Genomic DNA, 12,397 nt, shown 5'->3' on the forward strand with positions numbered 1-12,397 from the left:
GCGACTACTCGGAGGTGGTCGCGTTGGTGATGTCGGTCACGGGGTCCGTGACCGGCTCACCACGATACAGGCTCTCGAAAGTGGAGAGAGTGCGCTGGATGTCGTGCGGCACGATGAGCTGCAGCGACTCCTTCTTCATGGCCTGATAGACCTCTGGGGATACCGTCAGAACCTCGGTGAGCTTCGCCGCGAGGTCGTCGGGGTTGCTGGGCTCGAAGAGGTGCCCGTTCACGCCATCGTGCACGAGATGGGGAAGTGCCATGGCGTTGGCGGCGACGACAGGCAGTGCGGATGCCATGGCCTCCATGGTGGCGATGCTCTGCAGCTCGGCGATCGACGGCATGGCGAAGACCGACGCCCGCGAATACGCGTCCCGCAGCTGCTCGTCGTTGACGTAGCCGCGGAAGGTCACGCGGTCGGCGATGCCCAGCTCACGTGAGAGATGCTGCAGAGCCTTGAACTGGTCGCCGCCTCCGACGATCTCCAGCTTGGCGTCGAGCTCGGCCGGCAGCAGGGTCATGGCCTTCAGCAGTACGTCGATCTGCTTCTCGCCAGTGACACGGCCCACGAACAGGATGCGGTTCTCGGTGCGGGGCTCCCACGACGGCGAGTAGCGGTCGGCGTCGATCCCGCAGGAGATCGCGTGAACGCCCCGGAGACCGGTCGAGCGCTCGAGGAACTCCGCAGCACGCTTGGTCGGCGTCGTCACGGCCTCTGCGCGGCCGAAAGACCGACGAGCGGCCTTCCACGCGAGACCGATCGCCCACTCCTGCCATGCCTTCGGGATCAGCGTGAACTCGAGCATGTTCTCGGGCATGAAGTGGTTCGTACCGATGATGCGGATGCCCCGCTTCTCGGCCTGGATCGACATCCCCCGACCGACGATGATGTGCGACTGGAAGTGCACGACGTCCGGCTTGATCTCATCGATGATGCGGGCGCTGTTCTGGTTGATGCGCCACGGCATCACGAATCGCAGCCAATCGTGCGGATACCAGCGCAGGCTGAAGAGTCGATGGGCGGTGATCTTCTGCCCCTCGTACTCCTCGGTCCAGGTGCCGTGCTTGCTGCTCGCCGCCGGCGCCATGACGTGCACGTCGTGGCCTCGGGCAGCGAGGCCGGAGGCGAGGCGTTCGGCGAACTTGGCAGCACCGTTCACATCGGGAGAGAAGGTGTCGGCTCCGATGAGGACGGTGAGGGGTTTCCTGGCGCTCTCAGCGCTGTCCGCGTGCGCGGAAGCAGTCGAACCGGGCGTGTCAGTCAAGTGGGATGTCCCTACGTATCTCGGCCGAGGTGGTGGATCGGCGGGATGTGGACGCCGGGCGCTGTGGCGCCGCCGGCGTGATGCTGCCTATTCTAAGCGGTTCCATCGGATGGCGCCGCTGGAGTCGGTGCCTCGTCGAGGGGCAGGTTGGTCTGTGGATGATGCTTCGACAGCAGGAACACGCCCCAGATCGCGATGGCCCCGACGAGAGCGAAGGCCCACAGCGCCCACGCCGGTGCCTGCGATGCCTCGTCGAGAACGACGATGCCGATGGTGACGGCGACGAGGGGGTCGATGACGGTGAGACCGGCGATCACGAGGTCGGGTGGGCCCGACGCGTAGGCGTTCTGCACGAAGTAGGCGCCGAGTGCTGCTGCGCCGATGAGGCCGAGGAGGCACAGCACGGTCAGCCAGGTGAAGTTCTCGGCCTGCAGTCGGCTGATGACCACCTTGGCGAGGGTGGCGACGAAACCGTAGAGGACACCGGCGCCGATGATGTAGAACAGCGCCTTGAAGCGCTTGCGCAGGAAGGCGAACGTCACGGCGAACAGCGCCAGCACCACGGCGAGGATCGTGAGGATGGTGATGAGATCGGCATCCGAGACCGGCTTGTCGACGGCGGTGAAGGCGGCGATCGTGACGAACAGTCCCACGCCGGCCACGCAGAGGCAGATGGCGAAGATGGACAGCCTGTTGAGGCGCACGTGGGAGACGCGCGCATTGACGATCGCCGTGATCACGAGGGCGACGGCACCGAGCGGCTGCACCACGATGAGGGGCGCCAGGGAGAGGCTGAACAACTGGAGCACGATCGCCGCCCCCAGCATGCTCGTCCCGAGCACCCATGACGGACGACCGAGGAGGGCCAGCAGCTGACGCATGCTGAGGCCGCCGCCCGCGTCGCCGAGGGTCTGCTCGACCTTGCCGACCCCGCGATACTGCAGCTGCGCACCGATGGACAGGAAGACTGCACCGATCAGAGCGAGCACGATTCCGAACACCTGGGCCGGGTTCTGCGTGAACACCTCGGTCACGTCTTCAAATCCTCCGCCGTTCAACACGTGTCGACCCTAACCCGAGCACCGCCGATATCCTCGGAGAATGGCCGTACACCCCATCAGGATCACCGGAGACGACGCTCTCCACTCCCCCGCAGCCCCGGTCACGGAGTTCGACGACGAGCTGCGCGGGCTCGTCGCGGACATGTTCGAGACGATGGACGCGGCTCCCGGCGTCGGCCTCGCCGCACCTCAGATCGGCGTGCCGCTGCGCATCTTCACCTACACGTGGGTGGAGGACTCGGGAGAGCAGGTCCGCGGTGTCGCGATCAACCCGACCCTGTGGATCACCCCGGTGCCGGCCGGAATCGCCGATGAGGAGACCGAGTCGGAAGGCTGCCTCTCGTTCCCGGGCGAGCGATTCGGACTGCGCCGCGCCGATCGCGCGATCCTGCAGGCCGTCGACGTCGATGGGGAACCGTACGAGATCCGCGCCGAAGGTTGGCTCGCCCGCATCTTCCAGCACGAGTTCGATCATCTCGAAGGTGTGCTCTACACCGATCGCCTGGACTGGCACGATCAGAAGATCGTCGCCAAACTCACCCGCAAGCGAGGCTGGGGCGTTCCGGGCAATGCCTGGATGCCCGGGGTCGACAACCTCGACGCCTAGGCCGTCCCTGTGACGGCGCGGATGCCTGCGGCGACGAGTGCCGCGACGACCACCACGATGATGAACGGCACCCTGAGCGCGTAGAGGGCCGCCGCGACGATGACGGCCGGGACCCGGGCATCGATCACGATCTCCTGTCCGTCGGCGAAGGTCTGCACGGCGATCAGGGCGGCCAGCAGGGCGACCGTGAGGAGGTCGGCGATGCGCGACGGCGTCGGCGCCTCGAGCAGACGCTGAGGGATCAGGTAGCCCGCGAACTTGAACGCGAGAGTGGCGATCGAGGCCAGGATGACGACCTGCCAGAGAGTCATGATCGCGCCTCCCGGCCGAACCAGTTGAAGGCGCCGACGACGACGGCGACGGATGCAGCGACGAGGACGGGCAGCCCCGGCATGAGCACCGGCGTCAGCACCGTGGCCACGACGGCGGCACCGACGGCCACCGCGGCGGCCTGCACCCGCTTCAGACGCGGCCACAGGAGGCCGAGGAAGGCCGCTGCTGCCGCGGCATCCAGTCCCCACCCGCGCGGATCGCCCAGCGCATCGCCGATGAGGGCGCCGGCCAAGGTGGTGAGGTTCCATCCCACGAAGACCACGAGCGCCGTCACCCAGAAGCCGACACGGCGGAGGTGCCCCGTCGGCTGCGCGAGCGATACGGCGGTGGATTCGTCGATGGTGCCCCAGGCGGCGGCGAGACGCTGCCACCACGGGCCGATGCCGACGATGGGCGCCATCCGCATGCCGTAGATCGCATTGCGGGAGCCGAGCAGGCCGGCCGTCGCGATGGCGCTCGGCCCGGCGGCCGTCCCGGCGCTGGCGATGATGCCGACCAGCGCGTACTGCGATCCACCCGTGAACATCACGAGGCTGAGGAAGCAGGTCTGCCAGATCGAGAGGCCCGCGGCGACCGAGAGGGCGCCGAAGGATACTCCGTACGCGGCGGTGGCGAGTCCGACGAAGAGCCCGGACCTGATGGCGAGACGCTCGGCGGGTGAGCGCCGGCCGTCGCCCGCCGTGACGTCGTCTGCGGGTTCGCGACCGGTGCTCTCGTCACCGCCGGGCTCGTCAGCTGCCGCCCGGGAGCCCTCATCGGTCATCGCGCGAGTTCGACCCCGTGAACGCCGTTGTGGAAGCGGAGGGCGGGGAAGACCGCTGAGACGCTGAAGCCGACTCCAGGGACGGAATTGGCGCTGAACACGCCGCCGAACAACTCGGCACGCTGGCGCATCTGCGAGATCCCGGCACCCGAGATGGTCTCGGTCAGGGCACGCAGGTCATCGTCGATCGAGGTGGTGTCCGTCCTGGCCTCGTCGCCCTCTCGGCGGAGGGCGGCACGGATGCCGTCGTCGTCGATGGTGACCTGGAGGCCTTCCTCGGTCCAGACGAAGGACACGCGCGCCTCTGTGCCGACACCGCCGTGCTTGAGCGAGTTGGCCAGGGCTGCATGCAGGATGCGGTAGACCGCGAGTTCGGCGCCTGGCTTGAGCTCGTAGCGCTCACCGGACTCCTCGAAGCTGATCACGAGTCCGGCATCGCGCATGACGCGGAACAGGTTCTGCGCGGACTGGAGCCCCGGCTGAGGCGAGCTCAGCGACTCGCCCTCGCGGGCCACCGTCAGCACGCGGCGCATGTCGCCCAACGCCGTGCGACCGGCGTCGACGACGCCGGTCACTGCGCGAACGGCCGACGACGGGTCGCTCTCGGCGGTGTACTTGGCCCCTTCCGCCTGGGAGACGAGACGGCCGACGGCGTGCACGGCGACATCCTGCAGGTCGCGCACGATGCCGAGCCGACCGGTCTGCTCGGCGAGGGAGAGTTCGAGGCCGATCCTGGTGCGCTCGGCACTCGTCCAGTCGCGGTCGACGCGGCGCAGACGGGCACGTGCGCTCAGCCAGAGCACGAGCAGCACCACCGCCAGCACCGCCAGCACGGCACATACGACCATGAGTGCACTGGTGGCTGCGGGGCTGTTCAGCCAGTCCATCGTTCTCCTCTCCCGCCGGGTGCGGGTCGAAGAGACTCTACCGGAGAGGGCGAGCGGCGACTCCTCGGCCTGTGAGGCGGACTGTCGCCCGCCGAGGCCCGAGCGGGACCGAAGCGCCCGACTGTGGCGCGCTCGGTGTGCACGGGCCCCGACGCTCGGGTTCAGCCGGTGGTGCGTGATGCGCGCAGCACCTCGAGGCGAGCGCGGTACTCGACCTCGTCGATGTCGCCTCTGGCGAAACGGTCGGCGAGCGTCTGCTCGGCGGCGACGGCGTTCCACGCACCGGCTCCCGGTCCGTTGGCGTAGCCGGGGCCGTAGCCGTAGCGCGCCCACCGCCGACGACCGAGAGTCACGAACAGGGCGATGATGCTGATCCAGAACAGCGGGACGAACAGGAACAGCCAGCCCCACCCGCCGGCCCAGGGGCCGACATGGGCTGAGACGGAGGCGAGGGCGATGGACGAGGACACCATGATGATTCCGATCGGTCACGGGCATCGGACGATGCCACTCCTCGAGACTCCCAAGCCGACTGCCATGAGGAATCCGCTCAGGGGCGTCACTTCCCGTACTCCCCCGGGATGCAGCATCCGTCGCCGTCCGACAACGGGAGTCGCGCGGGCCAGCCTGCTAGGACCACCCCGGTCGCACGAGGCCGGACTCGTAGGCGCTCACCACGAGCTGCACGCGATCGCGCGCGCCGAGCTTCGTCATGATGCGCGAGACGTGGGTCTTGGCCGTCAGCGGGCTGAGGAACAGCCTGCCGGCGATCTCATCGTTGCTGAGGCCGTGCGCGACGAGTTCGAGCACCTCGAGTTCGCGAGCGGTGAGTGCATCGAAGATCCCGGTGACCGGAGCGTCTTTCAGTCCAGACGCCATGCGGGCGAGCAGCCGTCTCGTGACCCCAGGCGAGAGCAGAGCGTCGCCCTCCGCGACGACATGCACGGCACGGATGAGCTCCGCGGGCTCCGTGTCCTTCACGAGGAAGCCGCTGGCGCCGGCCCGGATCGCCTCGGCGACGTACTCGTCGAGCTCGAAGGTCGTCACGATGACGATGTGGGTGGCATCCAGACCGGGATGAGCCGTGATCTCGCGCGTCGCCTGCAGCCCATCCCCCTCCGGCATCCGGATGTCCATGAGCACGACGTCGGGACGGGATGCGATGATTCCGGCGACGGCCGCAGAGCCCGTCGCGGCCTCGCCGACGACCTCGATGTCGGGCTCGGCCTCGAGCAGAGCCCTGAAGCCCGCCCGCACCAGGTGCTGGTCGTCGGCGATGAAGACCGTGATCACGGCTGCGCCTCCTCGTGCCTCGGGATGCGCACCTCGACGCGGAGCCCGCCGCCATCGATCCAGCCGACGTCCAGGCTGCCGCCGACGAGAGCCGCACGCTCGCGCATCCCGAGGAAGCCGCGCCCCTCCTGCACCGGCTCCGTTCCGTGGGCGCGCCCCGAGTCGGTGATGGTCACGATGTCGACGTCATCGACTGTGGCGAGCCGGACCACGGCGGTGTCGGCCTCCGAGTGACGGGTGACGTTCGTGAGAGCCTCCTGCACGATGCGGTAGATCGTGCGGTCGGTGGCGGGCGGCGGGTCCCCTGCGAGCTCGCCCTGCAGCGTCACCGTGACGCCGAGCACCGCCAGTGACGAGGCGAGCGCCGGCAGCCGCGCAAGCCCGGGTTCCGGCACCAGGGGCGCGCTGTCGTCGCCCGACCTCAGGAAGCCGAGCACTCCCCGCACCTCGTCGAGGGCCGTACGACTGGTCTCCTTGATGTTCGCGAGGGCCTCGGCCGCCCGTTCTGGTCGGCTCTCCATGAGGTGCAGGCCCATGCCGGCCTGCACGTTGATGGAGGACAGCGAGTGCGCCAGCACGTCATGGAGTTCTCGCGCTATCCGCAGCCGTTCGAGTTCGGCCTCGCTCTGCCTGGCGCGCAGCTGCTGCTCGCGGTAGTCGCGGAAGCGCTCGATCCGACTGCGAGCGGCCTCCCCCGCACCGACGAGGATGCTGAGCACCAACAGCACGATCAATGAGCGCACGAGGGCCGGCCACTCGCCGGAGACCGTGCCGTACCCGAGAGCCACGATGGCGCCAACGCCGATGGTCCCCCAGACCCACGCGCGAGCACCACGGGCCGTGGCCTGCACGACGGCGAAGGCGACGGGAACCGCCGCGAACGGCGGACCGAACGGAACGAGCACCAGAGCCGGAGCTATCGCCGCCGCGACGAGGACGACCGTCGGGCCGGGGTATCGGGGCACGAGGAGGAGCAGGTAGGAGGCAGCGAAGGCGACGACGGATGCGGCGATCCGCGCACTCCCGGCGTCGGAGGCGATCAGCCAGATGAGCAGTGGCAGCTGGACGAGCTGCGAGGAGACGACGGCGAACCACCGCACTCGGCGGAGCGGTCGCGGATCGTCATCCATCCACCGACCCCAGGGGCCTCTCGGCTCGCCTGCCCGAACTGCACCGGGAGCGCCGGGATGAGTCCAGCGCTCGGAGGTCGGCATGCATCGATCGTAGCGACGGTGCCGACGGCTGGCGTCCCTCCTCGGGAGTCGAGCGCACTGCTCTCCCGGGAGTAGGCGGGTGCTCCTGCGCGCACGGGCCATCCGACCGGATCCGGAGCGCCCCGGTCGTTAAACGAAAAAGGACCGGAGGGGTGGAGCCCTTCCGGTCCTTCGCTCCCCGACTTGGACTCGAACCAAGAACCTACCGGTTAACAGCCGATTGCTCTGCCAATTGAGCTATCGAGGATCAGCACTTTCGCGCCTCATCTACTTTAGCAAAAGTTCGCCCACAACAAAATCGAGGACAGCTCCTGCGAAGCCGCCGCGCGACAGCGTGGGTGCCTCACGTCGATCAGTAGCCGGCGCTCGGATCGACGACTCCGACGAACTCTCCCCCGCCGAGCAGCGCCTCGACATTGCGTCGGATCCGCTCGGCCAGAAGCGGCGCCGTCATCTCGGGAGTATCGGCCATGTGCGGGGTGATGATCACGTTCTGAGCGCTCCAGAGCTCATGCCCGTCCGGCAACGGCTCAGGGTCGGTGACGTCGACGGCAGCACCGGCGATGGTGCCCTGGTTCAGCGCCGTGACCAGCGCATCGGTGTCGACGAGGCCGCCGCGGGCGATGTTGACGAGATACGCCGAGTCCTTCATGAGCGCGAACTCGGGCGCGCCGAACAGGTGGCGGGTTCCGCCGGTGAGGGCGGCGGCGACGACGACCAGGTCGGCGCGCGGCAGCACCCGGTGGAGGTCGTCGGCTCCCACGGTCTCGGCTGCCCCGGGAACGGCATCCGCTCGCCGCCTGACGATGGTGATGCGGGGCGCGAACGGCTCGAGCAGTCGGATCAGTTCGATGGCGATGCCGCCGGCGCCGACGATGACGACCTCGCGGCCGTAGAGGGAGACGCCACGGGGCACCGAATCCCACGATGTGGCCCGGATGCGGCGCGGAAGGAAGCGCATGAGGGCCAGCGAGAGTGCCAGGGCGTGCTCGGCGACAGGCTGCGCGTATGCTCCCTTCGCGCTCGTCCAGAGGAGGTTCTGCCGGGAGTGCTCCCTGATGCTGTCGGAGAACGCGTCAACGCCCGCGAACGGCAACTGCACCCACTCGACCTGCGGATTCGCGTCGAGCACATCGCCGAGCTCCGCGGCCCTGGCGTAGGACAACCAGACGATGCCGCGGGTCTCGGGGCCGAGCGGAGCGATCGTGCCGCCGGCATCCGTCACAGCAGCCTCGAACACGGCACTGCTGCGCGGGAGGAGCGCGATGCTCCCGGGGCTGGGGCGATGCCGGCGGATGCCGTCGTCGGCGTCGGGTGCGAGCACCGCGCGGTGCATCGGTGGGTTCGTCGTCATGCCATCAGTCCTGTTCGCCGGCGTGGGAAGGCCCGACCAGTTCGGAGGCCAGTCGTTCGACATAGGGATGGAGCGGATTGGCGAGCACGTCGTCGATCGGGCCGTAGCCCACCAGGACGCCGTTCTTGAGCACGGCGATGCGGTCGGCGATGCGCCGGAGCACGGCGAGGTCGTGGCTGATGACGAGCGCGGAGAAGGCGCTGTGCACCTGCAGCTCGCGGATCAGGTCGATGATCGAGTGCCGCACGAGGGCGTCGATGGCCGCGGTCGGTTCATCGGCGATGAGCAGTGCCGGGTCGAGCACGAGGGCGCGGGCGATGGCGAGCCGCTGCCGCTGGCCGGCGCTCAGTTCGTACGGGTAGCGCGGGATGACGCTGAGTGGAAGCCGAACGGCGTCGACCATCGTGACGACGCGTGCCTCGAGGGCCTTGCGGTTGTAGTGCTTGTCGCGCAGCAGGATCGGCTCCGCGACGATCTCGGCGACGGTGAAGTCGGGCGGCAGGTTCTCCGATGCATCCTGAGCCAGGTAGCCGACCTCGAACATCAGTCGATCGGCGTCGCGGCGCCGGAGCTTGCGCAGCGATTCACCGAAGACCTCGGCGTCTCCCCCGGTGATCACCGGGTGCACGTCACCGCGCGGGGCCTCCAGGAACTGCCCGGCCAGCACCCTGGCGATCGTGCTCTTCCCGGAACCGCTCTCTCCGAGCAGGCCGAGCACCTCACCGGGCAGCACGCGCAGGTCAAGCCCTCGCACCGCCACGAAGGCGGGCGAGGGCCCGTGCGCCGGATATTCGATCGTCAGATCACTCGTGATGATCGGATAGCCGTGCTGTGCGTTGCCCACCATGCTTCTACTCTGCCTCCCGCAGGGCGTGCAGCGCATCCCTTCGGAGAGCTTGCTCAGCGGGGTCGGGCACGGGGAGGGAGGCGAGGAGACGCTGGGTGTACGGATGCTGAGGCGCACCGAGCACCTCGGCGCCGGTGCCCTCCTCCACGAGCTTGCCCTTGTACAGCACCGCGATGCGGTCGGCGAGCAGGTCGACGACCGCCAGGTCGTGGCTGATGAAGAGCGCCGCGAAGCCGAACTCGCGCTGCAGCTCCGCGAACAGCTCGAGCACACGGGCCTGCACCGACACGTCCAGCGCACTGGTGGGCTCATCGGCGATCAGCAGCGTGGGTTCGAGGGCGAGGGCACGCGCGAGGCTCGCTCGCTGGCGCTGGCCGCCCGAGAGCTCGTGCGGGTACCTGTCGCCGTAGCTGCGCGGCAGTTGCACGGCCTCGAGCAGGTCGTCGACCCGGGCGCGCGCCGAGCCGGCGCTGGATGCCCGCCCGTGGATGACCAGCGGCTCCGCGACGCATTCCGCGATGGTGAGAAGCGGATTGAAGCTCGATGCCGGGTCTTGGAAGACGAAGCCGATGTTGCTGCGGGTCTTCTTGAAGTCGCGCTCCCGCACGCCGTTCATCTCGTGATCGAGCACGGAGAGCGATCCTCCGGTCACCCGCGTGAGTCCGCCGATGGCGCGACCGATCGTGGTCTTGCCCGAACCGCTCTCTCCTACGAGGCCGAGGACCTCTCCAGCACGGATGTCGAAGCTCACGCCGTCGACGGCCACGAATCCGGCACGTCCGAAACGCCCCGGGTACTCGATGCGGAGGTCCTGTGCCACCACGACGGGCGCATTGCTCGACCAGTCGGTGGAGCGGGCGCTCGCGCGGTCGGCCGCCGTCAGCGTGCCCTGCCCGACATGCGGAACCGACGCCAGCAGGCGCTGGGTGTACGGATCCTTCGGCGCGGAGAACAGGGTGGCGACATCAGCCTCCTCGACGACCTCGCCCTGGTACATCACCGCGACGCGGTCGGCGAGGTCTGCCACGACGCCCATGTTGTGGGTGATGAGCACGATGGCCGCGCCGAACTCGTCTCGGCAGCGGCGCAGCAGGTCGAGGATCTCGGCCTGCACGGTGACGTCGAGGGCCGTGGTCGGCTCGTCGGCGACGATGAGACCGGCATCGAGCACCAGCGCCATAGCGATGACGACGCGCTGCTTCTGTCCGCCCGAGAACTGGTGCGGGTAGTAGTCGACGCGCTTCTCGGGCTCGGGGATGCCGACCCTGCGCAGGATGTCGATGGCCTGCTCGCGGCCGGCCTTCTTTCCGACCTTGCCGTGCGCACGGAGGCCCTCGATGATCTGCCATCCAACGGTGAAGACGGGGTTCAGCGCCGTCGACGGCTCCTGGAACACCATGGCGACGTCGGTTCCGCGCACCCGGCGCAGGTCCTTCTTCGACAGCGTGACGACATCCGTCGACGACGATCCGTCCTTGCTGCTGAGGATCACGGCACCGCTCACCGTCGCGGTCTCGGGCAGCAGGCCGAGGATGGTCTTCGCGGTGACGGTCTTTCCCGACCCGCTCTCGCCGACGATGGCGAGAACCTCACCAGGACCGACGGACAGGCTGACGTCGTCGACGGCCTTCACGGCGCCGGCGTCTGTTGCGAAGGAGATGCCCAGCTTCTCGATGGAGACGACGTTCGTCATGGTCGGACCTCGATTCCGTGCTCGTCGAATGATTCCCCGTCTTCCAGGCCGGCGAGTCCGCCCGGGCCTGCCGTGAGGGTGCCGCCAGGCACCACGGACGTCTCGGCGACGGTTCCGGATGCCTTCGCCACGGCGCGGCGGCCGCGCAGGCGCGGGTCGGCCAGGTCGTTGAGGCTCTCGCCGACCAGGGTGATGCCGAGCACCGTGAGGACGATGGCGAGGCCCGGGAAGAGGGCCGTCCACCAGATTCCGCTCGTGACGTCGGAGATGGCCTTGTTGAGGTCGTAGCCCCATTCGGCTGCGGCCGTCGGCTCGATGCCGAAGCCGATGAAGCCGAGACCGGCCAGGGTGAGCACGGCCTCGGACGAGTTGAGCGTGATGAGCAACGGCAGAGACCGGGTGGCGTTGCGCAGCACATGGCGGAACATGACCCGCGCGTTGCTGGCGCCGAGCACGCGAGCGGACTCAACGTAGGCCTCGGCCTTGATGCGGACGGTCTCGGCGCGGATCACCCGGAAGTACTGCGGGATGTAGACCACGGTGATCGACAGGGCAGCCGCGAGGATCCCGCCCCAGAGGCTGGACCGGCCGCCCGAGATGACGATGGAGAGCACGATGGCGAGGAGCAGCGATGGGAATGCGTAGATCGCATCGCACACCACGACGAGCAGGCGGTCGGGCCAGCCGCCGAAGTAGCCGGAGACCAGGCCGAGGAAGACGCCGATGAAGATGGAGAACACCACCGCGAGCACGATAACCAGGATCGCGGTCTGCGCTCCCCAGATCACGCGGGAGAAGACGTCGTATCCGCCCACCGTCGTGCCGAGCAGATGCTCGGCCGACGGTGCCTGCTGAGCGCCGAATGCAACGCCGTCGGCACGCAACTGGTTGTACTTGTACGGCGCGAGGAGCGGGGCGAAGATCGCCGTCAGCACGAAGACGCCCATGAGGATGAGGCCTGTGACGAGCATGCCGCGCTGCAGGCCGACGCTCTGGCGCAGCTGGTGCACGACGGGGAGGCGCTGCCAGAAGCCGGGCTTGTGCGGCACTGGTGCCGCGGTCGGGGTGATGGTCGTCATGA

General features: G+C 68.6%; 13 protein-coding genes and 1 tRNA gene. 1 reads left to right on the top strand and 13 read right to left on the bottom strand.

Annotated elements, in window-relative coordinates:
* Positions 1 to 4 precede the first annotated feature (4 nt).
* Together ASC59_RS04435 and ASC59_RS04440 are read right to left on the bottom strand one after the other, a co-directional pair.
* Positions 5 to 1,264: a glycosyltransferase gene (locus ASC59_RS04435; RefSeq protein WP_055818734.1), complete on the bottom strand. Its 1,260-nt coding sequence runs from the start codon at positions 1,262 to 1,264 to the stop codon at positions 5 to 7.
* A 92-nt stretch (positions 1,265 to 1,356) separates the two neighbouring features.
* Entirely contained in the window at positions 1,357 to 2,298 is a 942-nt protein-coding gene (locus ASC59_RS04440; protein ID WP_055818737.1) for a DMT family transporter, read from the bottom strand.
* Positions 2,299 to 2,365: 67 nt separating this feature from the next.
* On the opposite strand from ASC59_RS04440, the gene def reads away from it, so the two are divergent.
* Positions 2,366 to 2,932, top strand: a complete 567-nt coding sequence (gene def, locus ASC59_RS04445; RefSeq protein WP_055818740.1) for a peptide deformylase — start codon at positions 2,366 to 2,368, stop codon at positions 2,930 to 2,932.
* Here def and ASC59_RS04450 read toward each other — a convergent pair.
* The 11 genes from ASC59_RS04450 to ASC59_RS04500 form a co-directional block, all read right to left on the bottom strand.
* Positions 2,929 to 3,243, bottom strand: a complete 315-nt coding sequence (locus ASC59_RS04450) for an AzlD domain-containing protein (protein WP_055818743.1) — start codon at positions 3,241 to 3,243, stop codon at positions 2,929 to 2,931. The genes def and ASC59_RS04450 overlap by 4 nt on opposite strands.
* Positions 3,240 to 4,028 carry an AzlC family ABC transporter permease gene (locus ASC59_RS04455; protein ID WP_082513388.1) on the bottom strand — a complete coding sequence of 263 codons (789 nt, stop codon included), beginning with the start codon at positions 4,026 to 4,028 and terminating at the stop codon, positions 3,240 to 3,242. Before ASC59_RS04455 ends, ASC59_RS04450 begins: the two co-directional genes overlap by 4 nt.
* The gene (locus tag ASC59_RS04460; protein WP_055818746.1) at positions 4,025 to 4,915 is read right to left on the bottom strand and encodes a sensor histidine kinase; all 891 of its coding nucleotides are present in this window, start codon (positions 4,913 to 4,915) and stop codon (positions 4,025 to 4,027) included. Before ASC59_RS04460 ends, ASC59_RS04455 begins: the two co-directional genes overlap by 4 nt.
* Before the next feature lie 161 nt (positions 4,916 to 5,076).
* Complete coding sequence (locus ASC59_RS04465) at positions 5,077 to 5,388, bottom strand: SHOCT domain-containing protein (protein ID WP_235492571.1); 312 nt, start codon at positions 5,386 to 5,388, stop codon at positions 5,077 to 5,079.
* 157 nt (positions 5,389 to 5,545) lie between these two features.
* Complete coding sequence (locus ASC59_RS04470) at positions 5,546 to 6,208, bottom strand: response regulator transcription factor (RefSeq protein ID WP_055818751.1); 663 nt, start codon at positions 6,206 to 6,208, stop codon at positions 5,546 to 5,548.
* The gene (locus ASC59_RS04475; protein ID WP_055818753.1) at positions 6,205 to 7,338 is read right to left on the bottom strand and encodes a sensor histidine kinase; all 1,134 of its coding nucleotides are present in this window, start codon (positions 7,336 to 7,338) and stop codon (positions 6,205 to 6,207) included. Before ASC59_RS04475 ends, ASC59_RS04470 begins: the two co-directional genes overlap by 4 nt.
* A 258-nt stretch (positions 7,339 to 7,596) precedes the next feature.
* A tRNA-Asn gene (locus ASC59_RS04480) sits at positions 7,597 to 7,669 on the bottom strand.
* 105 nt (positions 7,670 to 7,774) lie between these two features.
* A complete protein-coding gene (locus ASC59_RS04485; protein ID WP_157487918.1) occupies positions 7,775 to 8,776 on the bottom strand; it encodes a D-isomer specific 2-hydroxyacid dehydrogenase family protein in 1,002 nt (333 codons plus the stop codon).
* A gap of 4 nt (positions 8,777 to 8,780) precedes the next feature.
* On the bottom strand, positions 8,781 to 9,623 hold the full coding sequence (locus tag ASC59_RS04490; RefSeq protein WP_055818759.1) for an ABC transporter ATP-binding protein: 843 nt from the start codon (positions 9,621 to 9,623) through the stop codon (positions 8,781 to 8,783).
* Between the two features lie 4 nt (positions 9,624 to 9,627).
* On the bottom strand, positions 9,628 to 11,316 hold the full coding sequence (locus ASC59_RS04495; RefSeq protein ID WP_055818762.1) for an ABC transporter ATP-binding protein: 1,689 nt from the start codon (positions 11,314 to 11,316) through the stop codon (positions 9,628 to 9,630).
* Positions 11,313 to 12,395, bottom strand: a complete 1,083-nt coding sequence (locus tag ASC59_RS04500; RefSeq protein ID WP_055818765.1) for an ABC transporter permease — start codon at positions 12,393 to 12,395, stop codon at positions 11,313 to 11,315. The genes ASC59_RS04495 and ASC59_RS04500 overlap by 4 nt, the downstream gene beginning before the upstream one ends.
* Between the last annotated feature and the right edge of the window lie 2 nt (positions 12,396 to 12,397).

This window comes from Leifsonia sp. Root1293 (assembly GCF_001425325.1).
GTDB lineage: Bacteria > Actinomycetota > Actinomycetes > Actinomycetales > Microbacteriaceae > Orlajensenia.

What these genes read in the sequence shown, in the direction of transcription:
- ASC59_RS04475 (WP_055818753.1), bottom strand. Translation starts at nt 7,338, where the DNA reads ATGGATGACGATCCGCGACCGCTCCGCCGAGTGCGGTGGTTCGCCGTC.
- ASC59_RS04500 (WP_055818765.1), bottom strand. Translation starts at nt 12,395, where the DNA reads ATGACGACCATCACCCCGACCGCGGCACCAGTGCCGCACAAGCCCGGC.
- ASC59_RS04455 (WP_082513388.1), bottom strand. Translation starts at nt 4,028, where the DNA reads ATGACCGATGAGGGCTCCCGGGCGGCAGCTGACGAGCCCGGCGGTGAC.
- ASC59_RS04495 (WP_055818762.1), bottom strand. Translation starts at nt 11,316, where the DNA reads ATGACGAACGTCGTCTCCATCGAGAAGCTGGGCATCTCCTTCGCAACA.
- ASC59_RS04450 (WP_055818743.1), bottom strand. Translation starts at nt 3,243, where the DNA reads ATGACTCTCTGGCAGGTCGTCATCCTGGCCTCGATCGCCACTCTCGCG.
- ASC59_RS04465 (WP_235492571.1), bottom strand. Translation starts at nt 5,388, where the DNA reads ATGGTGTCCTCGTCCATCGCCCTCGCCTCCGTCTCAGCCCATGTCGGC.
- ASC59_RS04485 (WP_157487918.1), bottom strand. Translation starts at nt 8,776, where the DNA reads ATGACGACGAACCCACCGATGCACCGCGCGGTGCTCGCACCCGACGCC.
- ASC59_RS04490 (WP_055818759.1), bottom strand. Translation starts at nt 9,623, where the DNA reads ATGGTGGGCAACGCACAGCACGGCTATCCGATCATCACGAGTGATCTG.
- def (WP_055818740.1), top strand. Translation starts at nt 2,366, where the DNA reads ATGGCCGTACACCCCATCAGGATCACCGGAGACGACGCTCTCCACTCC.
- ASC59_RS04460 (WP_055818746.1), bottom strand. Translation starts at nt 4,915, where the DNA reads ATGGACTGGCTGAACAGCCCCGCAGCCACCAGTGCACTCATGGTCGTA.